General features: G+C 62.1%; 23 protein-coding genes and 1 pseudogene. 13 read left to right on the forward strand and 11 right to left on the reverse strand.

The features are described 5' to 3' along the window. The first annotated feature begins 32 nt into the window (after positions 1–32). Positions 33–1,280: a flavin-containing monooxygenase gene (locus ACFRJ9_RS11250; protein ID WP_377667571.1), complete on the forward strand. Its 1,248-nt coding sequence runs from the start codon at positions 33–35 to the stop codon at positions 1,278–1,280. Positions 1,281–1,294: 14 nt separating this feature from the next. On the opposite strand, the gene ACFRJ9_RS11255 is transcribed toward ACFRJ9_RS11250, so the two are convergent. From ACFRJ9_RS11255 to ACFRJ9_RS11265, 3 genes are all read right to left on the reverse strand, one after another. After that, positions 1,295–1,813: a hypothetical protein gene (locus tag ACFRJ9_RS11255; protein WP_377667574.1), complete on the reverse strand. Its 519-nt coding sequence runs from the start codon at positions 1,811–1,813 to the stop codon at positions 1,295–1,297. Between the two features lie 363 nt (positions 1,814–2,176). Then, complete coding sequence (locus ACFRJ9_RS11260) at positions 2,177–2,773, reverse strand: hypothetical protein (protein ID WP_377667576.1); 597 nt, start codon at positions 2,771–2,773, stop codon at positions 2,177–2,179. 577 nt (positions 2,774–3,350) lie between these two features. Next, on the reverse strand, positions 3,351–6,509 hold the full coding sequence (locus tag ACFRJ9_RS11265) for a DUF3427 domain-containing protein (RefSeq protein WP_377667579.1): 3,159 nt from the start codon (positions 6,507–6,509) through the stop codon (positions 3,351–3,353). Between the two features lie 297 nt (positions 6,510–6,806). Between ACFRJ9_RS11265 and ACFRJ9_RS11270 the strand changes: the two genes are divergently transcribed. The 12 genes and pseudogenes from ACFRJ9_RS11270 (at position 6,807) to ACFRJ9_RS11325 (ending at position 14,938) form a co-directional block, all read left to right on the forward strand. After that, the gene (locus ACFRJ9_RS11270; protein ID WP_377667581.1) at positions 6,807–7,073 is read left to right on the forward strand and encodes a hypothetical protein; all 267 of its coding nucleotides are present in this window, start codon (positions 6,807–6,809) and stop codon (positions 7,071–7,073) included. A gap of 451 nt (positions 7,074–7,524) precedes the next feature. Next, positions 7,525–7,863, forward strand: coding sequence for a hypothetical protein (locus ACFRJ9_RS11275; protein WP_377667583.1), 339 nt, complete (start codon positions 7,525–7,527; stop codon positions 7,861–7,863). Positions 7,864–7,865: 2 nt separating this feature from the next. Then, a complete protein-coding gene (locus tag ACFRJ9_RS11280) occupies positions 7,866–8,171 on the forward strand; it encodes a pore-forming ESAT-6 family protein (protein ID WP_377667585.1) in 306 nt (101 codons plus the stop codon). A gap of 5 nt (positions 8,172–8,176) precedes the next feature. Further along, positions 8,177–8,548 (forward strand): DUF6507 family protein, encoded by a 372-nt coding sequence (locus ACFRJ9_RS11285; protein WP_377667587.1) that lies wholly within the window; start codon positions 8,177–8,179, stop codon positions 8,546–8,548. A gap of 4 nt (positions 8,549–8,552) precedes the next feature. Next, positions 8,553–9,149 (forward strand): hypothetical protein, encoded by a 597-nt coding sequence (locus tag ACFRJ9_RS11290; RefSeq protein ID WP_377667589.1) that lies wholly within the window; start codon positions 8,553–8,555, stop codon positions 9,147–9,149. A gap of 14 nt (positions 9,150–9,163) precedes the next feature. Next, positions 9,164–10,942, forward strand: a complete 1,779-nt coding sequence (locus tag ACFRJ9_RS11295) for a hypothetical protein (protein WP_377667592.1) — start codon at positions 9,164–9,166, stop codon at positions 10,940–10,942. Positions 10,943–10,953: 11 nt separating this feature from the next. Further along, the gene (locus ACFRJ9_RS11300) at positions 10,954–11,607 is read left to right on the forward strand and encodes a hypothetical protein (protein WP_377667594.1); all 654 of its coding nucleotides are present in this window, start codon (positions 10,954–10,956) and stop codon (positions 11,605–11,607) included. 172 nt (positions 11,608–11,779) lie between these two features. Next, entirely contained in the window at positions 11,780–12,028 is a 249-nt protein-coding gene (locus ACFRJ9_RS11305; RefSeq protein ID WP_377667597.1) for a PLDc N-terminal domain-containing protein, read from the forward strand. A 44-nt stretch (positions 12,029–12,072) separates the two neighbouring features. Continuing rightward, positions 12,073–12,390, forward strand: a complete 318-nt coding sequence (locus ACFRJ9_RS11310; protein ID WP_377667600.1) for a hypothetical protein — start codon at positions 12,073–12,075, stop codon at positions 12,388–12,390. 56 nt (positions 12,391–12,446) lie between these two features. Next, positions 12,447–12,683: pseudogene (locus ACFRJ9_RS11315) on the forward strand (DUF6188 family protein); the annotation flags it as partial. Positions 12,684–12,816: 133 nt separating this feature from the next. Beyond that, positions 12,817–13,707, forward strand: a complete 891-nt coding sequence (locus ACFRJ9_RS11320; protein WP_377667603.1) for a hypothetical protein — start codon at positions 12,817–12,819, stop codon at positions 13,705–13,707. A gap of 43 nt (positions 13,708–13,750) precedes the next feature. Continuing rightward, the gene (locus ACFRJ9_RS11325; protein ID WP_377667606.1) at positions 13,751–14,938 is read left to right on the forward strand and encodes a TerC family protein; all 1,188 of its coding nucleotides are present in this window, start codon (positions 13,751–13,753) and stop codon (positions 14,936–14,938) included. A 9-nt stretch (positions 14,939–14,947) separates the two neighbouring features. On the opposite strand, the gene ACFRJ9_RS11330 is transcribed toward ACFRJ9_RS11325, so the two are convergent. From ACFRJ9_RS11330 to ACFRJ9_RS11365, 8 genes are all read right to left on the reverse strand, one after another. After that, positions 14,948–15,406 carry an SRPBCC domain-containing protein gene (locus ACFRJ9_RS11330; RefSeq protein ID WP_377667609.1) on the reverse strand — a complete coding sequence of 153 codons (459 nt, stop codon included), beginning with the start codon at positions 15,404–15,406 and terminating at the stop codon, positions 14,948–14,950. 82 nt (positions 15,407–15,488) lie between these two features. Then, a complete protein-coding gene (locus ACFRJ9_RS11335) occupies positions 15,489–16,853 on the reverse strand; it encodes an MFS transporter (protein WP_377667612.1) in 1,365 nt (454 codons plus the stop codon). Between the two features lie 85 nt (positions 16,854–16,938). Then, positions 16,939–17,676, reverse strand: coding sequence for an ANTAR domain-containing protein (locus tag ACFRJ9_RS11340; RefSeq protein WP_377667615.1), 738 nt, complete (start codon positions 17,674–17,676; stop codon positions 16,939–16,941). A 165-nt stretch (positions 17,677–17,841) separates the two neighbouring features. Further along, positions 17,842–18,282 carry a nitrilase-related carbon-nitrogen hydrolase gene (locus ACFRJ9_RS11345; RefSeq protein ID WP_377667618.1) on the reverse strand — a complete coding sequence of 147 codons (441 nt, stop codon included), beginning with the start codon at positions 18,280–18,282 and terminating at the stop codon, positions 17,842–17,844. A gap of 48 nt (positions 18,283–18,330) precedes the next feature. Next, entirely contained in the window at positions 18,331–19,353 is a 1,023-nt protein-coding gene (locus ACFRJ9_RS11350) for a LacI family DNA-binding transcriptional regulator (protein WP_377667621.1), read from the reverse strand. 25 nt (positions 19,354–19,378) lie between these two features. Further along, on the reverse strand, positions 19,379–20,125 hold the full coding sequence (locus tag ACFRJ9_RS11355; RefSeq protein WP_377667663.1) for a cupin domain-containing protein: 747 nt from the start codon (positions 20,123–20,125) through the stop codon (positions 19,379–19,381). A 1-nt stretch (position 20,126) separates the two neighbouring features. Further along, complete coding sequence (locus ACFRJ9_RS11360; protein WP_377667624.1) at positions 20,127–21,089, reverse strand: PmoA family protein; 963 nt, start codon at positions 21,087–21,089, stop codon at positions 20,127–20,129. Between the two features lie 24 nt (positions 21,090–21,113). Next, a complete protein-coding gene (locus ACFRJ9_RS11365; RefSeq protein ID WP_377667627.1) occupies positions 21,114–22,220 on the reverse strand; it encodes a Gfo/Idh/MocA family protein in 1,107 nt (368 codons plus the stop codon). Positions 22,221–22,294 lie beyond the last annotated feature (74 nt).

The raw sequence follows: 22,294 nt of genomic DNA on the forward strand, positions 1-22,294 counted from the left end.
CCGTAGCCGCGCCCGAGCGTAAAGTTCGTCTCATGGGACGGACCCCAGATACCGTGATCATCGGCGCGGGCCAAGCGGGACTTGCGACGAGCTACTGGCTGACCCAGGCCGGCGTCGAACATCAAATCCTGGAACGGCGCGACGCGTTGGGTGGTGCGTTCCAAGACCGCTGGGACGGGTTCTATATGAACACTCCCAACTTCACACTGGACCTCCCCGGCATGCCCTACGCCGGCGACGACCCCGAAGGCTTCCTCCCCCGCACCGCCATCGTGAACCTGCTCAGGCGCTACGCGGAGGTCATCAACGCACCTGTCCACACCGGCGTCGACGTCACCCGCCTGTCCGCAACGGCCGACGGCACCTTCAGCCTCGAAACCTCCCTGGGACACCTGAACGCACGGAGAGTCGTGCTTGCCACCGGCGCCTATCAGGTCCCCAAACTCCCAGCCATGGCAGCCAAGCTCCCCACGGCGATCACCCAACTCCACACTCACGACTACCGCAACCCTCAGCAACTCCCAGACGGCGGCGTCCTCATCGTCGGCACCGGCCAGTCCGGTGGTCAGATCGCCGAGGAACTGCACGACGCCGGCCGCGAAGTCCACCTCGCCGTCTCCACTTGCCCCGAAGCACCCCGCCGATACCGCGGCCAGGACATCCTCTACTGGCTCCTCGAAACAGGCAAGCACGGCCCCGATTACGGCATCAACGCCCTCACCCGCGAGGCGCTCCCCTCCCCCGCCGCCCGCTTCGCCTGCAACCCGCTCCTCTCCGGCACCAACGGGGGCCACGACATCCGCCTCCGCGAACTCGGCCGCCGCGGCATGCACCTGCACGGCCGCCTGGAAGACATCGACGACGGCGACATCACCTTCACCGACGACCTCCCCGAACGCCTCGCAACAGTCGAGTCCGGATTCGATCAGCGGATGCGGAAGGCGATTGACGGATACATTGCGGTTGCCGGGTTGGATGCGCCGGAGCAGCCTCCGGTTGCCGCGGATGGGTGGATGCCGTCGGAGCCGGCTCGTATGAACCTGGCAGATGCCGGCGTCACCTCAGTGCTTTGGGCGACCGGGTACGGGCTGGACCTGTCGTTCATCGACGTGCCCGTGCTTGATGAGTGGAGATATCCGCGGCACACCGCAGGCGTTACGGAACAGGCTGGGTTGTATGTGGTGGGGCTCCCCTGGCTGACGCGGCACTACTCGTCGATCTTGGGTGGGGTGGGCCTGGACGCCGAGTACGTGGCGGGAGAAGCTACCCGCCACGCATAGGCCGTCCGAGCAGGTTATTGTTTCGTCCACGCACCGCAGCGAGTCGTCTTGAAGTCCTGACCGGCGGACAGGGTCACAGTTGGGCGTCCACCACTAACGATGTCGTTGTCAATAATGTCCGCGCCGTTGGATCCAGTCCGATAGATGCCCCAGTAGCAGCTGGAGGAAACTTCTGTGTCAGTTCGATAGGTGCCTGGCTCGATGTCGACTCCCACCGTCCACGTACCCTCTCGAACTGTGTTCGCAGCCTTTTGCTTTTCCGCTACGGTCACAGCTTCTTCACGCGTCTTTACTGCAGCTTCGGCTGTTTTAACTGCTTCCTCGCGCTTCGTGAGCTCCTGGCCGAATGCCGTCACCCTGGTCTCGCGAGCCTTCATGCCGTCTTCAAGTGTTTTATAGTCCGCCTTGGCCTTGTTTAGTTCGCCACTAAGGCGAACTCCGTCAGCCTGCAGGCTTTTGTACTCTTGGCTGTTCCGGGGGTCCGGCAAGATCGACCCCAAGTAAACCGCCCCGCCCAACACAATGACGACCACGGCAGCGACCAGAAGCCATCGTCGGCCACGGCGGGGTGTCAGCTGGATTTCATTCGCCCCACTCCCACTTGTGCCCAGCTCCGTGGCAGGTTCCGGTTGTGGCTTCCGCCACGGCCGCCAACTCCGCTTCTTATCCTCTACTGTCCCGCTCGCGATCTCGATCGCCGGGATCTTCACCGGTCCTGAACTCACAGTGAGATCCTCTTCGTGTTTTGGTGCCTGGGAAGGCATGTCCGGCAGGACCTGCCCGTGTTCTGTGGTGGCCATGGATCTCCATTGAGGTTGGACGAATGAACGCTCGCCGTTGTTGGGCGAGGCGTTTGGGGTGCACTCCAGAGAGTGGGAGGTTTGGGTGCGTCGTTGCTACACGTCTGTGAAGCGCAGCACGACGTTCATGCCGGAATCTGGGTGATAGCTCCATGAAGCTGAGAAATTATCCCAAGACTCACGCTGCGTCCCATCCAGTGCACGAGTCGAGCCCATCTGTTCGCGAACGTAATCAGGAACGCTGACGGCCTCGAGAGCACATTCGATGTCGCTCCATGCCAGACCATTCGCGTCGTCCTCGCCTTTCCCGTCCAGAGAAAGGGTGTGCCCGTCGTCACCCAATTTTGCTGAGATTGCTTTTCCCGACAGCTTGCATTTATTTACTGCAGCGGCAAGAGGCTTCGGCTTGTTCGCTTCTGCCTCGGCGACCGCTGCGGCATTCGCGGCCTGCACCATCCCATTGACAGACACAGTCCCTACGACTCCCAACAGAAGACCCACGACCAAACCAACAACTCCAAAAAGAGCAGGCTTTGCGCTTCGCCCTGGTCGCATCGCCGGCGGCAAACCGTGATCGGCTGGGGCAGCCTCAGCGTGACGGTGTGAGGGCTCATTCACGACGGCGTTAGCAGGAATGCCGTGGTTGGGCACTCCGCTCCCGGGATCGTGTTGAGGCACTTCGGGGATTGTCATTTCTTCTCCATGAGGTTGCGTATTAAGAGGTCGGGGCAGGGCAGAGCCAGGTGAGGCGCACTTGGGAATCTCGAGGACAGAAAGGTCAGTCCGAACGAAATGTGTCTTCTTGGGATGATTAGAGGAGCGTCAGGCTACCGGATCTTGGGACCATCCAGGGACGCCAACGGGTGCCGCTCGGGCGAAACAGCGAACCAACGAGGCCTATATTGAGCAGCCATAATGACGTCCCCCAAAGAACAGAATCGATACCGGCCGCGACCGGGAACATAGGCGGACCATGTCTCTGATGGGCCGCCGAAACTGAGTGTATATGCATGCAACTGAAATGCCAGTTTCTTTGTTATGTCGGGTCCGTAGGGGCAGATTTATGACAAACCCAATCCCATCACGATGGCTATCCCCTCTCCACACCTCGACGAATGGTTCACCGCACGGGAGCGATCGGAACTAGCGTTCTTCCGGGCAGCGTTCTTCCGGCGTCGGTCAACAACGAACTCATCGGATCGCTGAGTCCCGAGGATCTGCATAGGGTGAGGTGGCTCGGTCAGGTCATTAGGGTCGAAGGGTCATCAGATTAATGTGCCAGCGCAGCCGCAGTCGAAAACACATCGGCCGGCATGTGACGATGTAGTTTCCAAGTTATCGCGATCGGTTTGGCCCCTACATGTTGAACGTAGTCGACCTGTCCAAGGCAGGTATAAGGAACCGTGAGACCCGTTTCGTCTTCGCCGGTATCACGAGTGAACAGTAGGATACGCGACCCATGAGTTCTCCGGTCCAGGTAGCGCTTTCCAGTTGGGCTCGTTGGCGATGTGGCATTCTGCGATTCCCAGTGAAAGAGTTCCGGGCTGATCGCGTAGTCCTTGTACATCGTTGTGGCCGAATGCTTTCTGTCGTCCTTATTCAGAGTGACAAAGAGAGCATCGGTCTTCGTACTGGGGCACCAGGCAACGCCTTCGCGGTGTTGCACGTTCTTCCCGAGTTCAAGGGAGCCGTACTGAAGCGCGGCGAGAATTTCTTCCCGCCGGTACGTAGCGTGAGTCAATAGCGGAACATGTTGGAGCCCAGCGCCGAGACCTTTCGCAGCGTGCTTGGATGACGCAACGCCCAGGCTCACGATCTGCCGAATCTCGCTGCACACAAAACCGTAGGCGCGTAGGTGGTCGAGACCGTCGTCGTATGTCTTGAAACCGCCGCCGTCGTCCCAAAGCGTATAAAACAGCATTCGCGCGTAAGTCTGCTCTCGGGCGCCCAACTCCGAATAGCGGGGTGCATCTAGTTCAACCAGCATGGAGTATGCATCGGCACGCTCCGAATCGTCTACATGAATAAGTGCAGCCATCCGTCCCAGCAGCTTCTTTTCCTCCGCACCGGAATGGTCGTGGTGGATACCTTTGAGTACCGACTCAAGACCTGAAAAACCCTCAATGAGCTGAGCTTGGCGAAGGTAACCCGTCCACGAATTTCGTGTCGAGCGGTAGATCGCTTTCAGCTCGTTGCCGGATTCACGCAAGTACGCGCCAAGCTCGATCTCGCCATACGATGCCACATCACTGACCAGTTGATTCCGATTGAAGCGCAGCTGCGCCTTGATGTTGTCCAGCACGACTTTCTGGGCCACACGATCCAGCACAATCTGAGACCCTGATGGAAGATACGGAAATTCTTCCTTGACAGCCTTTTCTAGTTGCTTTCGCCCGTAACCAGTAAGCGCTCTGTAGCGCAGATCAAATCTGAACTCGCGGTGCTGTTGGCCAATAAAGTCCAAGACCGTGAGCACAGCCTTGTCTTCAGCGCGGCGTAGGCCCCGGCCCAACTGCTGCAAAAAGATCGTAGCGCTCTGAGTCGGTCGCAACATGAGGATGGTGTCCACTTCAGGGATATCCAGCCCCTCGTTGAAGATGTCAACCGCGAATATACAGTTAATCTCGAGTTTTCTCAGCTGCTGCAAGGCGTCAGCACGCGCAGTCTCATCGGTGCCCCCGTCGACCGCGACGGAAGCGATGCCGGCATCGTTGAACACATTTGCCATGTAGTGCGCGTGCTGCACCGAGACGCAAAAGCCGATGGCGCGCATAAGACCCGTGCCAACGACTTTGTCCCGAAGCGCTTGGATGACCTTCGACGCCCTAGCGTCGTTGCCTGTATACAACCCGTCCAGCCCAGTCATGTCGTAGCCCCCGCTACGCTTCCACGCGACCTTGCTGAGATCAACGTCGTCAGAGACGCCGAAGTAATGGAACGGGACTAGAAGATCGGCGTCCAATGCGTCCCACAGACGTAGCTCGCTCGCTGTTCTTCCATCAAAGAACTCATTCGCCACATTGCCGCCGTCGCCCCGTTCCGGCGTTGCGGTTAGCCCGATGAGCTGCTGTGGCTCCAAGTACTCGATTAGCTGCCGATAGGTGGGTGCCAAGGCGTGGTGGAACTCATCGATCACGACGACGTCGAACTGGTTGGCGGCGAACGTCTCGACCCCGAGGGACGCCAAGGACTGTATTGAAGCAAAGACCTGCGTCCATTGTTCGGGCTTGTGATCGCCGACGTAGAGTTCGCCAAAAGCACCGTCCTGCATGACGTTTCGGTAGGTGCGCAAGGACTGCCTCAAGATCTCTTGCCTGTGGGCCACGAACAGCAAGGAAAGCGGCCTTCCAGCTGCTTCGCAGAGGCGCTTGTAGTCGAGCGCCGCGATCACCGTTTTGCCGGTCCCTGTTGCAGCTACAAGAAGATTCTTGTTGAACCTCTTTGACCTTTCTGCTTCGAGGTCTTCCAACATTTCTTCTTGGTGGAGGAACGGCACAACTTCGAGCCCTGTGAAGGATTCCGGGGCGGCTGTTCGTCTCCCGCCATTACGTTCCAGCGCCGCGTCCAGCTTGTCGCCGTCTCGGTCTGGGTCATAGGTGTGGAATGCCCTTTGCTCCCAATAACTGTCGAACGTCACCTCAAATTTCTTGAGCAACTCCCGTGTAGTAATGGAACTCAGGCGGACGTTCCACTCCAGGCCGTCCAAAAGAGCCGCTTGACTGAGGTTCGAGCTACCTACGTATGCCGTGTCGAACCCTGTGTGGCGCCTGAAGAGCCAGGCTTTGGCGTGCAGGCGGGTCGCCTGGGTTTCGTAACTGATCTTCACTTCGGCGCCGTATCGACGAACGAGTTCATCGATAGCTCGGCGTTCGGTAGCTCCCATGTAGGTCGTTGTAATGACCCTGAACTTCACATCTCGCTTGTTCAATTGCTCAAGGGCGGGCGCAAGTAGCCTAAGACCGGTCCATCGCACGAATGCGCACAGCAGATCAACGGTGTCCGCCGATTCAATCTCAGTTCGAAGCTCCGCTGCAAGGTTTGGATCGTCCTTGCCGTTGGTGAGCAGCGCTGATTCACTGAGCTTTGTTGTGGGCCGCCTGAGCTGGCGCCGCTTCAACGCATCCGGTCGATGGAGTGAGAGGAGCTGGCGTGGTCCGGCGGCAATCTGGTTGCCGGCTTCGACCTGAGCCAAGAGCCGGTTTGCCAGAGAGACGCGTTCCTCTGGCTTGGCTGCTTTGAGTGCGTGAGCGACGGTGTCTGCGACGTGACGAGCAATGACCTCCGGAGCATCGTCTTGGTCGATCTCATCGACCGTCGCGCTGAGTTCCGGTACGAGTGCCAACTTGGCTTCAAGGCTCGCCGTTTGCAGGAGCTCATAAAGTCCTTCAGGGAGCCTTGTCCGCTCCGATCCCCCATCAAATGTATTCACTGCGCCAGGGTATTGGCTGGGAGTGACAATCAACAAAGACTCGCCAACAAAGACTCGCAACCCGCGCTTTCAAATAGCACTACCGCATGACAATCTCGGTGGGGGGAACTGCTCAGCAGTAGCGGCCTTGAGCCTGCTGGTGTTGTCAACTGGGGTAAACCCGTACCTATGACCGTTCCCGGCGTCTCTGTGGTTGCCTCCACACCAGATCTGAATGCCGCAGTTGGGCGAGTTCCGGCCTATAGACCGAATACTGAGGCGCTCCAGGCACTCCGGAAGCTATGCCCGAATCCAACGATGGACGGACAAGCGGCAACAGACCAGGAAGTCATAATCGTCGACCGCCAAGCGGTGCTGGACGGCAGGACTGGAACCGCCATTGGACGAGTCGACCGCCGCAACAACAGCCGTCACGACTTCGTGATCGATCCGGGAACAGGACAATTCATCGGGGAACGAGTCGTCACGCTAAACGGTTACGGTGACATCCCACCAGGAACGGCCATCGCCTGGACAGCGATTACGACGTCGGTAGTCACCTCAGCGCCCACACCTGAACGGTGACCGGTCAGGCACCGTAGCGAAGAGACGTAGAAACCAACTCGCCCGGGCGGGACGATGTCGTGTACAGCCGGCTCCAGACTCGGCCAGATTCTCTGCAGCGGCGTGCAGGACCCAGCCCGAGGCAGCTGGCGACGCTTGGCGTCCCTCTTATGGCCTATGGCCGGCGAGGCTATTGTCGCCGTCGTCGATCTCCGGCACCGTGCCCTGATGCGGTAAGCCGACCGCAAGACCGACGGCGTCGATCTTGCGGTCGGTTGAGCACCTAGAAGCCTTCGCGCAGCACCTAGAAGCCTTCGCGCAGCACCTATTTTGCGTGTCAGCACCTAGACCCGAAATCAAAAACCGCGTGTTTTCAAGCAATACCAACACCTAGGGATTTCCTTCGGCCACCTATTCGCGATTTTCGGACAAAGACTCCTGTTCGGAAGAACGAACACCGAATGGGGGCCTGATGGCTGTTTTTGATATGGGTGCGCAGACACTCGTCACGCTTGCGAAGCAAACGGATGCTTCGCATCAGGACCTGGGTGCTTTGGTGCGGCGTTTCGTGGACGCCGTGACCCCATTGGAGGGCAAGTTCAGCGGCGCCGGCAAGGCCGCGTTCGATGCCTTCAAGAACCGCTCCGATGTTGTCGCTGCGGAGTTGAACACCGCCCTGGCCGCGATCGTCCACGGCCAGTCCGGAATGAACACCGCTTTCACCCAAGGCGACCTCGCCGCCTCGGACAACGCACGCCGGGCCGAAGGCGCAGCGAACTTCGACGCCGCACGATTCCAAGGACGGGCATAACCATGACCAGCAACCGCATCGGCTACGACACCAACGTCTCCGCCCAGGTCCAGTCCGACATCCAGGCCCTCGCCGCGCAACTGGAAAGCCTCGTCTCCGCCCGGCAATCCGACGTCAACCAAGCCATGGCCGACTTCCGCGCCGACGGCGTCGACGCCGAATACCAGGCAGTCGAAACCCGCTGGGGCGCCGCCGCAGCCGAGGTACGCGGAATCATCGCACTCGTCCGGACCACCCTTGCCCAGAACGACGACACCGCCACCACCGCCGCTACCTCTGCCCGCAACGCCGTGCAGAGCATCGGCTAACTGGCATGGCTGTCTGGGATATCGATGTGGCGGGGGCAACCTCAACACTGACTGGGACCGCTGCGCAGGTCGAGGCCACCCGGCCCTCAGTGGCCGGGATGGGCACGGCATTCGAGGAGGCAGAGGCAGCGATCCCTCGTGACGCTCCCGTGGTCCTGGCTGCTCTGGACGATGTGGTGACGCTGCGACTCGCACCCGCGGCCACTGAGGTGGCGAGCCGCGCCGAGAACGTCATCACCGCTACGGCACAGGCATTGGCCTTCTATCAGCAAGGAGATCTGGTCATGGCTACCGCTGCGCAGCGGGCGGCGGGGTTGGTGGACCATGCCGCAGTGGCCGCTCCCGTCGGTGGGTCTGCGAGACGGGCAAGGGACTAGGACCATGGCCGATAGCCTGGGCGTTGGCCCCTCCGGGTTGAACCCGACGGGCGGGTTTACCCTTCCTGATGTTGATTCCCTCGATGCCGCTGCGCGGTCCTTGCGGCAGCACGCTGATGACTTCCTGACCGGGGTCGCGACCGCGACGGCGATCTGGCGCGGTTTGTCCTCCTCGTACTCCTCGGACGAGTCCCCCACCGTGCTTGCCGCGTTCGGGACCATCATGCCCGCGGCCCAGCGCGTGCAGGGAACCGGGGCCGGCACGGCGGCGGCGTTAACGGTCTTTTCCGGAACCTGCCGGGACTTGAAGCTGCGCCTCGAAGCATACGGCCGACAGGTCCACGTCCTGGATGCTGACATCGACGTGTTCCCGACCACCGTGGAGAAAACCAATGTGGTCAAAGACGAGGTAATCACCACCACCGTGCGGCAGCACTGGACCGGAGAAGCGGACCTCACCGCCCGGCACGACAGGCTCGCCGCCGAGGTCAAGGTCATCCACGATGACTACCTGACCGCGCAGAACACCTGCGCGGCGGCCTTGGCCGAGGTCTCAGGCGGGCCAACGTACCGGGCGCCCCGGTCCGGGACCACGATCTGAGGGCCGGGAACGTCGTGGACGAGCTCCTCTGGGACGCCGGGACGTTCCTGGGCATCGAGCACCCCCAGGAAGAACACCCGTGGGGCACCCAAACGGTTCCGTTCCGGCCCAACGACATGCTCGGGCTCGTGCAGGGCTTCGGCGCCGGAGCGGTCGAACTCATCGACGGGGTCTGGTCCTACACCGGGACCGAGGACGACATCAAACGACAACGGGCCTTCGCCGCGGGGGCCGCGAACGCGGCCGCGCTCGGCACCCTGGCCGGCACCCCCTTCTCCGCCTGGGACGAGTCCCGCAGACAACGCGACGCCGCCGACGTCAAAAACGCCCAGGACCTGCTCGGCTCCCTGGGACCGGCGTTCATCCACGCCGATCAGGCCGACACCAACCCCAACTGGGCCGCCGGGGCGACCATCTTCAACGCCGTCGGCGTCGTCGGGTCCCCCGGTGCCGGTGCCGCCGTGAAATCCGGGGCCTTGGCGAGCAAGGCCGGTTCCGTGGCCGAACGGCTCAGCGTCTCCACCGTGCAAAGCACCCGCCTGGGAAATCTCTCGGCCCTGCTCGGCACCACCGCGAACGGCCTGAACACCGCCGGAGTGTTCCTGGCCAAACCCGGCTCCCTGACCCTGAAAGTCGCCGATATCCTGATGCCGAACACCACCGCCAAGGTCATCGACACCATGGCCCAGTCCCGCGCCGCGACCTGGGCCGCGATCACCGACGCGAAAACCACCGCCACGCAAACGATCACCGGGACCAAACACGCAACAGCCGACGCCCTGGGCACCCTCGCCCACGGACTCCGGGCCGCCGAAATCAGCATCCCCGCTACCCTCACCCCGGACCCCAACGGGGCCCTGACCCGCACCGGCTTCCACACCGGTATCCCCGACAAACTCGACACCACAGCCGCCACCATCCGGGCCAACAACCCGCCCGCCTTCGTGCCACCCACCACGAACAAAACTGGTTTGCCCACCCTGGCCGGACCCGCCGTCGTGCCCGAGCATTTCGTCCGCCCGAACACGATCGTGAACACCGTGAAAATCACCCACGGTGACCTGCTATTCCCCGTCAGCCGCGGGGACAACTTCGCCGCCAGGACCGGGCTGGAACCCCACACCGAATACATCATCGATCACCGCACCACCATGAAAGACACCACCGGTGGTCACACAGCCATCACCCTGGAGAAGTTCTACACCGACCAAACCGGCACAGTCACCATCGTCGATACCTACGCCGGGGTCAAAGGTGCCTGGTCCATCGAGCTGAACAAACCCATGCCCAACGTCACCTACAACGTCATCGCCGAAGTCGACGGCGGACTGCAAAACACCTTCACCCTCGTCATGGACAACAACGCACACCTCGCCACCGCCAAAGGCCACATCACCTCCACCCTCATCGGCGACAGCAACCGCAACGGATGGCAACAAGTCAAAACCGGCCGGCTCGGCGGCCCAGGCTACGACGGCGGCCACGCCGCACCCTCAGCCCTCGGCTTCATCGGCGAACGCAGCGGACTCTTCCCCCACCACGAATGGCAAAACCGCAAAACCGGAACACCCAACGAAATCAACGAATCAAACAACTTCCACGACACCGAAATGGAAGTCATCAACAGAGTCAAAGGCAAAATAACTGAAGGAAAACCGATCGACCTCACCTGGGACATGACGCTCAAACGAAGCACTAACTCAGCCGTTCCGAGCTCGATAGAACTGCAGCACTTCTTCGGATCAGAAGACCCGGTAGTCGTGAGATTCAATAATCTGAAGATAAGTAAGTAGGTTTGAGTACAGTGAGCACAGCGAATCTGAACGGTGACAATTGGGTCATGCTTGGGCTTAGCCAGCTCCGAGACGATGCGTTCGGCCCTTCGGGCTTCGCCCTCGGGGAAAGTGAACTGATCGACGTTCTGGTCCATAGGACTACCAGCACCTTCTGGCGAGGGCGAATGTATCGCGAGGGCCAACGGGTCCCCCGCGGGCGGGATTTTCAGTTCTCCGATGAATCCTTGGCCGAATGGCTTGGTGAGTGCCGTGCTCGTGCCTACCGGCGTGGCTTAGGCACCTGGACGACCGCCGAAGTACATGTTTATGACGACCGTCCCGGCAGGCTTGACCTATTCGACGAGGAACGGCTAGAACGGGCTTCCGACGGCGAGTGGTTCCCGGGAGGCAAGCCATCTGATGCGACTGCCTGGTCCCAGCAGCTCCTCGCCTACCCCCGAACAGTCGACAACATCCCGGCCTGGATGTGGGACATTTTCCGGGCCGAAGGCGTCACTCCCCCGATCTACAACCCAGAATTCAAATCCGTGGACTGGAACAACCGGCGCCGACCTGTCACAGATCGCGGAACAGACTTCACCGTGGAACCAACAATCATCGACCCCTCCAAAGAACCCGGCTTCTGGACCAACATCAGCAGGAAACTCTTCGGCAGCTCTTAGCGGACGGATGCTCTCCGGCGTCGTACTGTCTGTAAGAGCACGACGGCGATAAGCCGGCTTGGCCACCGACGGGCCGGCTGCCAATTTGGCCGGGTTCGATTGCATCTCTCACATAGACGTACCCAGTACCGTCAAGATGATATTTTGATCCGACCATCCAGTGAGGGTCGACATGGAATCGTGGCAGTGGCTTTTGGTCCTTATAGCTGGGCTGCCGGCAGTATTCGTCATGGGTGCAGTCATCTGGGGAGTGTTAGACGTTCTCAAGGACGACCGGCTCGACCAAACCGCCAGGGTTCTTTGGGTGTTGCTGCTGTTCGTACTGCCGCTCTTCGGAATCCTGGCTTGGCTCTACGCCAGGCCCCGGTTGACGGGGTTAGCTGACGGCTTCCGTTTGACGGCCGTGCCCTCCGTGAGCTAGACGGAGCATCGCTGCAAATCAACGTCTTCGAGCTTGGAATACTGATGGATGACGCTCTCAAGGAGCTGGGCGTGGCGACGGCCGACATGACCAATGACGATGCCCAACTCGTGGCCGCTTACCACCACGCTTGCCAAGCCATCGAGCGAAACTTGCCGTTACGGGAACTCGCAGCGTGGGCGCATCGGTTTGTCGGCCACGAAGGACACCCAATAGCGCAGGAGTTGGTTGAACTCGATGACGCCTACGATGCCTACGAATCCTGGGGCGAGGAACCCGACGCCATGCCGGTGATCAAGAGGTTCGTCGACGCAGCGGAACCGGAGATTGAGAAGTGGATGCGACCAGGAGCCACGAAGTAGTGGGAGAACGGCACGTTCTCTGGACTTGGCCCACCACGTTCGGGCCGGACGAGATTGTGCGTTGCATGGTCGACTACGCCTTCAGCGTCGAGACACAGGGCGGCCACGTCCTCAGGGTCGAGTGTGAATTCATTTACACGGCAGCTTCGGGCCAAGTTCATCGTGTTGACCCCGCTGAGGATCCTTCCTCGTTGGCGCCAGCACTCTCGAGCGCACGTTCCTCAGTCACAGCGGGGTTCGCTGACAACCGTGGAACCCCTCATATCGACTTTGCCGACGGTAGCGCCATGGATGTCGAGGCGAACAACCTCTCTGGACACACCTCAACCCAATTGAAGAGGCGTCCCGGCTTGGTCAAAGGGCCAGCGAATGGAGCACCCCGGAGTTGTGCTGCGGCCAATGAGTCACAGCTGCAAGGATGGGGGCATGGACGGAACTGTCGAGCCCTTGCTAAGTGGACCTCGTGGGCGTCGCTTGTGCCTCGAGCTGGTGATGGAAGCCGATCAGCGAATTCGGAGAGATGTACTTGGACTCGGATTCAATCTCGATCCCGGAGCCGGGAGCTCAAGGTATATGCTCACTCTCGGTTCCGGCGAGCCCGAACCTGTTCAGTCTGTTCCGTCAATCGCCGACCTCGCCGCCCGCACCTCGACGCTGGAGCTGGACTCGCTCACTTCGGCAGAAGTACAAAACGCACTGCAACGCTCAGTCGATGCCGCCAGATATTGGCAGGAGCCCGACGGCGAGGACGTCCTCGCCGCCACGGAAGTGATCACGGAAGCCCTGGCGCACGTCGCGCAAAGCCTGGCCGGGTCTCCCGCAACACAGTGGTGGGACCAGAAGGCCCAACCGGCACAGTGGGCAATCGACTGGCGCTCGGCTGACGATCCAGCGCCGCTGCCCCGAAACCCGCAACGAACACTGGCCGACTGGGCGCAGAAGGAACGGGCCCAAGAAATTCGTGCGGCCAAGGAACGGCCGCAGAACCCGCATGCCAACTGGAGCGGTGACTGGTGGTCCATCCCCCATGGGCTGGTGCAAACAGTGGCGCGAATCCCTGACGGGCTCAGTCTCGTTGAAGATTCCCTTGGTTGGGAACACGCCACCACCGTCCCCGTCACAGGAACAGGCAGGATTCTCGAAATCGAGTCGGCCGAGGACTGGACTGATCTGTGCCGTACTTTCCCGTTGGAGGTCACCGCGTCCCGCCGGCATGACTGGTTCCGGACTACCGGTCGTGCGTTGACGGACGGGCCGCCGGCCACAGTTACCACCCGCCCCACGCTTCCCGGTAAATTTGGAGGAAGAGTTACCTGACCCTCGGTGAGTACCACGCCGCACCTCACGAAAGCAGGATCATATGACTGTCTCTCCCCTGATCTGGGGCATCACCATCGTCGTCATTCTGGCGCTGCTAGCGTTCGACTACTTTTTCCATATCCGGAAAGCGCACGTCCCTTCGCTGAAGGAAGCGGCCATCTGGTCGTCCATCTATGTGGGCTTGGCTGTGGTCTTCGGCATCCTGGTGTTGATCTTCGGCGGGGCCCAAATGGGGTCCGAGTACTTCGCCGGTTACATCACGGAGAAGGCCCTGTCCGTGGACAACCTCTTCGTGTTCCTGATCATCATGGCCAGCTTCCGTGTACCCCGCGAGGATCAGCAGAAGGTCCTGCTCTTCGGGATTGTGTTCTCGCTGATTGCCCGGACCGGTTTCATTTTCCTGGGTGCTGCGCTGATCAACTCGTTTGCGTGGGTGTTCTACATCTTCGGACTCATCCTGCTCCTCACGGCAGGCAACCTGCTCAAGCCTGGCGACCACGGAGACGGTCAGGCCAACAACTTCATCATCCGGCTCGCCAAAAAGCTCTTCCACACCACGGACAAGTACGACGGCGACAAGCTCTTCACCATGGTCAACGGCAAGCGCGCCCTGACTCCCATGCTCCTGGTGATGGTGGCCATCGGCGGCACGGACATCCTGTTCGCCCTCGACTCCATCCCGGCCATCTTCGGCCTCACCCAGAACGTCTTCATCGTCTTCACGGCAACAGCGTTCTCCCTCATGGGCCTGCGCCAGCTGTACTTCCTGATCGACGGCCTGCTAGACCGCTTGATCTACCTCTCCTACGGCCTGGCCGCCATCCTCGCGTTCATTGGCGTCAAACTGATCCTCCACGCCCTGCATGAGAACAACCTGCCGTTCATCAACGGCGGCGAGCACGTCAACGTCATCGAGATCACCACGGGCCTCTCGCTGAGTGTCATCATCGGCGTCCTGGTCATCACTGTGGTGCTCTCACTGATCAGCCCAGCGGGCAAGGCCCAGACGGCCATCAACAACGCCCGCCGTCACGCCGTCGATTATCTGGACCTCGACTACACCGCCGACGCCAACGAGCGCGAGCGCATCTATCGTGCCCTCACCGCGGAAGAGGCCCAGATCAAGCAGATGGATATCAAGTACCGGAACAAGGCCAAGGACGTGGAAGAGATCCGGAAGCAGGTGGCCGAAGCGCACCGCCAGCACGAGGCCTTCCTGAACCGCTAGGGCGGATTATTACTCAGCTGCTTGCTCTGCGGCTGCCTTCAGGTCAGCGGCGAACTGCTCAAAGCTGGCGTCGAAGGACGGGATCTTGCTGGCAAAGAGCGGGAAGACCGGACCGCCGATGCGTTCGGTCATGTCGAACAGTGTCTGTCCGCTGTTCGTCTCAGTGAGGGTGTAGACGCGGGATCCGAGCGCGTCGCCCCACACGAGCCGACGGGACGGCTCGAACTCTTTGATCTTGAGCTTGAACGTGCGGCTGGGATCCAGGGTGGAGACCAGCCGAATGGCGGAGCCCGGGGTGATCTCGCCCTGCAGGGAGACGATGGTCGAGTTCCACTGAGAGTAGTCAGCGGCCGTAGTCAGAAGATGCCACACGGTGGCTGGAGCGGCATCAATCGTGACAGCCACTTGGGTTGTGCGGCTGAAGGTCTTGCTGACGGTGGTGGCGGGCCCATCCGGGTTGGTTGACATGGCATTCCGCTTTCTCAGGAGGATACGGTTCTGCACCGTCTCCCTCAGATGCTACATTCCAGCTGCCACACCGGCACCGCTCTTAGACAGCCGGCTTCCGCCACATCACGGCAAGCACCAGCACCACGGAGCTCAGTCCAAGCATCACCAGCACCATGAGGCCCCAATTGGCTTGGTTCACGCCCGGACCGTACAGCACACCGATCAGCACGGTGGCTGTGATGGCCCCGAGGTACCGGCAGGTCTGGAAGATTCCGGCCGCCACTCCCCTCTCCTCGGGACGCGCGGAAACGTACAAGCCTTGGTTCGATGCCGTACTCACCACCCCATACGGGACACCCATCAGGGCAGTGAGCACGAACACGATCGGCGCCCACAGGGAAACGGTCAAGAAGCCGAGCGCGCCAGCGGCTACGGTCAGGATCACCACGCCGGTGATCAGCACGGGACGCACACCGTAGCGCTCAATCCGCCGAACGGTCAGGGGCGTCACCACCACCGACAACGCGGCGAGGGGCAGCATCAGCAAACCCACCACACCGGCGTCGAAATGGCCTGCCTCCTGCAGCAACTGCGGCAGGCCGAAGAACGCAAAATAGTAGACGCCGCTGAAGACAATGAACAGCAGGTAGACCAGCAGCAGCGGACGGTTCCGGCCCAGCAGGCGCAGGTCCAGGAACGGCGGTTTGAAGCGCAGCTCGCGCCAGGCGAAGAGCGCGGCGATCACGACGGCGACCCCCAGCAGGTGCCAGCGGTAGTCGGGCATCACGTTGAGCAGGGCCATCATGGCGAGCATGAGCGAGGAGACGAACGCCAGGATGCCTGGGATGTCCGAATCGCGGATGAGCTTTCCGAGGGAACCCGTCTCACGCCCCGAATCCACGGGTGCAGCTTTGTACACCACGATCATCGCGAGCAAGGCGATGGGGACGTTGATGGCAAACAGCGCCTGCCACCCCACCAGGCTCACCAGCAGACCGCCCACCACAGGACCCACAGCCGCGGCGGAAGTATTCGCCATCTGGATCCGCCCCAGCGGTCGCGTTGAGGGCAAGTTAGCCAACCGGCTCAGTTCGGTGACCATGACGACGGCGGACGGGTACGCCGTCGCGGTCCCTACGGCCATGAGCGCACGGGCTACGCAGACCAGCGCGAAGTTGGGCAGGAACGGTGCGATCGCGCAGGTAACCGCGACCAGTGCCATGCCGAACATGAACAAACGGCGCGGGCCGAAGCGGTCGGCGAACCGGCCCATGAGCGGCTGGCCGGCCGCGGATGCGAGGTAGAACGCGGTGATCACCCAGGTGACCGTGGCGACGTCGAGTGCGAAATGCTCCCGAAGGACCACCAGTGCAACAGCGATCATGGACGAGTTCAGCGGGTTCAGCGCCGTCCCGAGGCTCAGCGCGGCAATCGCGAGTCCGGGCCGGGGGTTGTTGTTCGTCACCCACCCCAGTCTGGTGCATGGTTGCCTCGGGTCACGAAACGGGGTCACTGCGCGGACGTCGCCAACGGGCCTGCGCGTACCAGCCCTACTCCTCGAAGTGCGTGGTGACCTTCCCCGACGAAACCGCGGCGATGATCGACTGGGCCAGAGCCCGCAGCTTGATGTTGCGGTTGCTCGAGGCGGTCCTGAGGATGGTGAAGGCCTCGTCCTGGCTGCAACTGTTCTGAGCCATGATCGCACCCACGGCGAGGTCGATGACCGTGCGGGACTGCATGGCCGCGGCGAGGTCGTTCCTGGCATCGCTGAGCTGGGCGATCTTCAGGGCGAGCCGCAGGGACTTGGCGGCATGCGATGCGAAAACCTCGGCTCGCTCCACGTCTTCTCCGTCGAATGCGAAGGTCCGCTCGGAGTAGAGATTCAGCGCGGCCCGGGTGTCGCCCTCAACGAGGAGGGGCACGCTCATGATGGATCGGAGCCCTTGATCGGCCGCCGCCTCGACGTACCCGGGCCAGCGGTGTTCGCGGAGCAGGTCCGGCACCAGGACTGAGGTGAGCTTGTCCATGGCGGTGAGACAGGGGCCCTCAAAGGTGCTCTGTAATTCGTCCATGATTCGGGCGCGCTGGTCGCTGCTGGCAGCTGTTGCCGACTTCTTGCGACGCAGGACGGTGATACCGCAGAAGACAGGAGCGTTGGGGTGCGAGAGGCTCTCGGCTGAAAAGGCAGCGAGGTCACTCAAGAAGGCCTCGACGTCTTCACTGCCCAAGACGAGGTCCAGAAAATATCCGTTCTGGAGGGCATCCTGCTCGGGACGGGGGTTACTCATGGCACGTTCCTACTGACTGAAAAGCGTCCCCAGCAGACAGCAAAGGAGCGAATATCGCCGCCCTCTGCAAAACGGTCTGGCAATACCTTATCCCCCAACGATCAACGGTACAAAGTTGGGCGTCTGGGTCTCACCTGCAGCAACGTTGGCATGTTGGGACCCTGCCTAAACGTGGGCAGGGTCCGTGGAGAAGCGTGCCTCCCGTGCGCCCAACTCGTTACCCTGCGGACGGCTCAGGATGCCGTAGAGTTCCGGCCGACGACCACGGATCCAGCTGCGCCCGGTCGACAGGGGTATGAGACCGAGATCCAAATCTGCCGTCACCACAGCTTCATCGGCCACCCACGTCTCGGCCACAATCGATCCGCAGGGATCGATGATCATTGCATTCCCTGTCCGGATTTCATCGTCGTCGCGGCCCACGCCGTTGCTGAAAAGAACGAAAATCCCATTGTCGTGGGCGCGGGCGGGCAGCCACCGCATAAGCCACTCGCGGCCCTTGGGGCCGCGGAAATCGGCCTCAATCGCTGCAGGATCTCCTTCACGGTTGTCCCACAGCTCGGCGGGGACGGGCTTCATTCCACGGGGGCTGACGGAGTTGGTCAAAGATCCCTTGGCCCCTCTGTTCCTGCAATCCGTCGAGGCGATCCGGGCCTAGCTTCGGGCCGCTGCCGTGGAGCCCCTCACCACCAGTTCCGTTCCCAACTCGATCCGCTGCGGCAATTCTTCGTCACCTTCAAGGTGCCGGAGCAGCGCACGCATGGCGGTTTCGGCCATCTGGACCACGGGCTGGCGGATGGTGGTGAGGCCGGGTTCGATCCATTCGGCAGCGGGGATGTCGTCGAAGCCAATGATGGAGAGGTCCTCGGGAATACGCAGGCCAGCGGATCGGGCGGCACGGTAAGCGCCAAGGGCTTGGGCGTCGTTGCCGGTGAAGATCGCCGTGGGCCGCTCGGAAAGAGCCAGCAACGCTTCGGTCCCCCGGGCCCCGGATTCGATGGAGAAATCGCCGGGCACCATCAGCGCAGGATCCACGTCAACGTGAGCTCGCCGCAACGCAGCCAGGTACCCGTCCTCACGGGCACTGCTGCACTGCAGGTCCTCGCGTCCGCCGATCATGCCGATCCGCGTGTGCCCGAGCTTCAACAGGTGCTCGGTCGCGGAGAAGGCACCATCCCAGTTGGCGGCACCCACGGTCATGAGGTCCGGCCCGGGCTGGCCCACAGGATCAATCAGGATGACGGGGATGCCCAGGGATTTGATGCGTTGGATCTGCTTGGAGTCCAGTTCATAAACGGCCAGCAGCACGCCGTCGGACTTTCGCTCGGCGAGGTTCGCCAGCCACGGGCGGATGCGCGAACCGTCCAGGGACAAGCTGCTGACCACCGTGCCGTAACCGGCTTCCTGGGCCACGCGCTCGACGCCCTCGATGATTTCGCAGGCCCACTCGGACGCCATGCCCGGGAACACGAGGTCGATCAGTCCGGCCTTCTTGCTGCGCTTGGCGGGCCGGCGGGCGTAGTCGCGCTTGGCGATGATCTCTTCGACCTTCGCCCGGGTGGCGGCCGCTACATGCGCATGGCCGTTGAGCACCTTGGAAACCGTGGGCACGGACACTCCGGCCTCCCGCGCGATCTCGCTGATGGTCGCCCGCCCCGAGTCCTGCTTGGTCACCATGGAACCCACCCCTTCCAGCCGGGAATCACCTCCCGGCCACGACAGTTTCGGAAAGTTCCCACGCCTGGATGCGGCCGCACATGCCGTAGATCCTGCGGGTTTTCCGTTCGCCCATCGTAGTCCGCGAGTCCTGCATGTAGAAACTTTCCATCGACTCGAGAGACTCCAACTGCCGGGCCGTGACGTCCGCCTGCCGCTCCGCTCCCCCGGCCAGGTACCCGCGCCAGGCCTCAGTCCTGCCACTGACCAACCGTGCGGCGGAAGCATGGAACTCGGCCAGGGCTGACACGCCAGACTCTTCAACCGCGGCCTTCAGCTTCAGATATCCCGCCAGGGCAAGGTCACGACGACGGCGCGCTGCGGCCTCCGCAGCCGCGTCACCGCCGTCGGCGTCCCGGGACGGAAGGGACGCGGCCCGCGAGTACGCTTCCACGTCCACCAGATGTTCCGGCGGAAAGGTCATCACGGCGTCGCCGTTCTCGGGCAGCCCGGCGTTTTGCATGACGACGAGCACCCTCAAGTCGCCGGAGTCATTGATGGCCCGGTGGACGGTACCGGGCGTGAACCAGACCACCGTTCCGGGCTCCAACGGCGTGGACGTGAAGCCGCGCGAGTCCAGGGTCTCCAGCCTGCCGCTGCCCTGCTGAACTACATAGGCCTCCGTCGACGCGGCGTGCAGGTGCGGCGACCCTCCGGCCGCGCCGTCCGCGCCCACCCAGCTGTAGATACTGACTTCAGAAACCGCCGTAGCGCCAGGGAACGAGTTGCACATCTCAGGCCCAGCCATCCAGGGCGCCCTTGGCAGCGCGTGCGAGCGCGGCGGCTTGGTCGTCTGAAACGGACCCGTCAGCGATCACGACGGCGTACCGGTACGTCAGCGGTTCGCCTTCCCTGAGCGGGACTACTTGGCTGAAGAAGGGGGCCGAGCCGAGGCAAGCGAACATGGAAGAGCGGGCGAACCACTGGTTGGAGGCGCCGGGGTTGGACTGGTCTTCGACGAACAGGATGCTGGACTTCCGGCAGGTGACATCGTGCTGGCCGGTGAAGGCGATCCAGGGTGAACGTGTGCCCATGAACTCGTCGGCTCCAGTCCCGGCCTCGGAGCGGAACTCGCCGCCGGTGAACGAGCGTGGTCCGCGCCAGAACAGGCCGCCGTAGCCTGCGTTGTCACGGCCCTCGGTGGTGGGGCTGCCGATGCCGATCTCGGCACCGGAGACGTTGTCCATGGTGGTTTCGAAGAGGAGTGCCCACGCGTTGACCGCGGGAAGGAGCTGGATGCTGAACCTGCGATTCTCGGCGATGAGCCGCTGGCCTTCCTGGCCGGTTTCGGCAGGCTGCGCCGTCCAGAGCAAGGCTTCCGCGGCGGTGATCCCGGCCTCGGACTGCTCGATGCTGGTGAAGGCCTCATGGTTCATGGCCCCGTTGTTATCGAGGTCCGCGTAGCCGGTCTCACGGGTGTACGTGGCTCCGCCCCAGAAGTTGTGCTCCCCCACATTGGGCAGCGCCCACGAAAGTCCCTTGTGCCAGACGTGGTCCCAAGGCCTTGAGATGGTGACGTCGTCGCCTTCCAAGGTGGTCAGCGGGTGGAAGAAGGGGCGCGGGCTTTCGTACTGCTCGTCCGTGGGGAGGTACGTGTAGCTGGCGATGTCCTGGGCGCCAACTGTAAAGGTCAGGGAGCGGCCGTCGTCGGTGTAGCTGAGGGCATCGGTCAGGATGGTCTGGGCTGTGGTGGTCATCAGTGATCTCCGGTTGTGTGCGAATTAGATGCGGGCCGTGGAGGCCAGGACACGGGTGCCGCGGCCCTCGCCGTCCATGCCCTCGTAGAAAGCGTGGCCAGGGACGATTTCTCCGCGCCGCACGGGCCGGCCGGTGAAGGCCGAAGCGTAAATCGCGGCAGCGAACTCCAGTGTCTGCCTCGCGGAGTCCGCGCCGGCTGGGAGCGGCAATCCGGCGTCGAGCGCGTCATACATGGCAAGGAACTGGGCAGAGTGGCCGCTTCCGCGCTCCAGGGGCTGGCTGGACCACGCGCTGGAGACCTCGGCCTCGTAGCCGGGGGCCGCGGTGATGGTCCAGTCCTTGGTGCCGTAGCCGTAGAGGTGGCTGAGTTCGATGGTGGCGAACTCGCAATCGACCCGGATGTCGGAGGTCTCACGCGGCGAAAGCAAGGAGTTGATGACAGTGGCCGCTGCGCCGTTCTCGAAGCGCACCAAGGCTGCGGAGAAGTCCTCCGTGGACGTGGCGCGCGCCTGCCTGGAGGCGATCGCGTTGACCTCTTCCCACGGGCCGAGCAAGTGCAGGAGGAGATCGAACTGGTGGATGCCGTGGCCCATTGTTGGTCCGCCGCCCTCGGCCTTCCAGGTGCCGCGCCACGGGAGATCGAAGTATTCGTCCGGCCGGTACCAGAGGGTGTCACAGCGTGCGACCAGCGGACGGCCGAACTCGGCACCGCCTATGAGTTCGCGGGCCGCGGCTGAGGCATCGCCGAAGCGGTGCTGGAACACGCAGGAGAACTGCGCGCCTCCTTGTGCTTCTGCATTGTTGAGCCGGTCGAAGTCCGCCAGGCTGAGTGCCGGTGGCTTCTCGGAGAGCACATGCGCGCCGGCTTCGAGGCACTCAATGGCCTGGTCAATGTGCATCATCGGCGGAGTACACAGGTGCACGATGTCCGGCTTGGCCTCGGCCAGCAACTCGGTGAGGCTCTGGTAGCGGCCCCCGATCCCATGATCGTCCGCGAACGCCTGGAGACGGGCATCGTCTACGTCGCACGCAGCCACCAACTCTGCCCGGTTATCGGTTCGGGCGAGGTTGGACGCGTGAACTGCCGCGATCCCGCCCGTTCCTACGATGGCCACTCTGTACGTCTGCATGCGCATGTCTCCGTCATGTTCTTGAATAGATGTTCGGAAAGTTTCGGATTTCTCCCAGTGCCTTGACTCCATGG

Source organism: Paenarthrobacter sp. NPDC056912 (assembly GCF_042786555.1).
GTDB lineage: Bacteria > Actinomycetota > Actinomycetes > Actinomycetales > Micrococcaceae > Arthrobacter.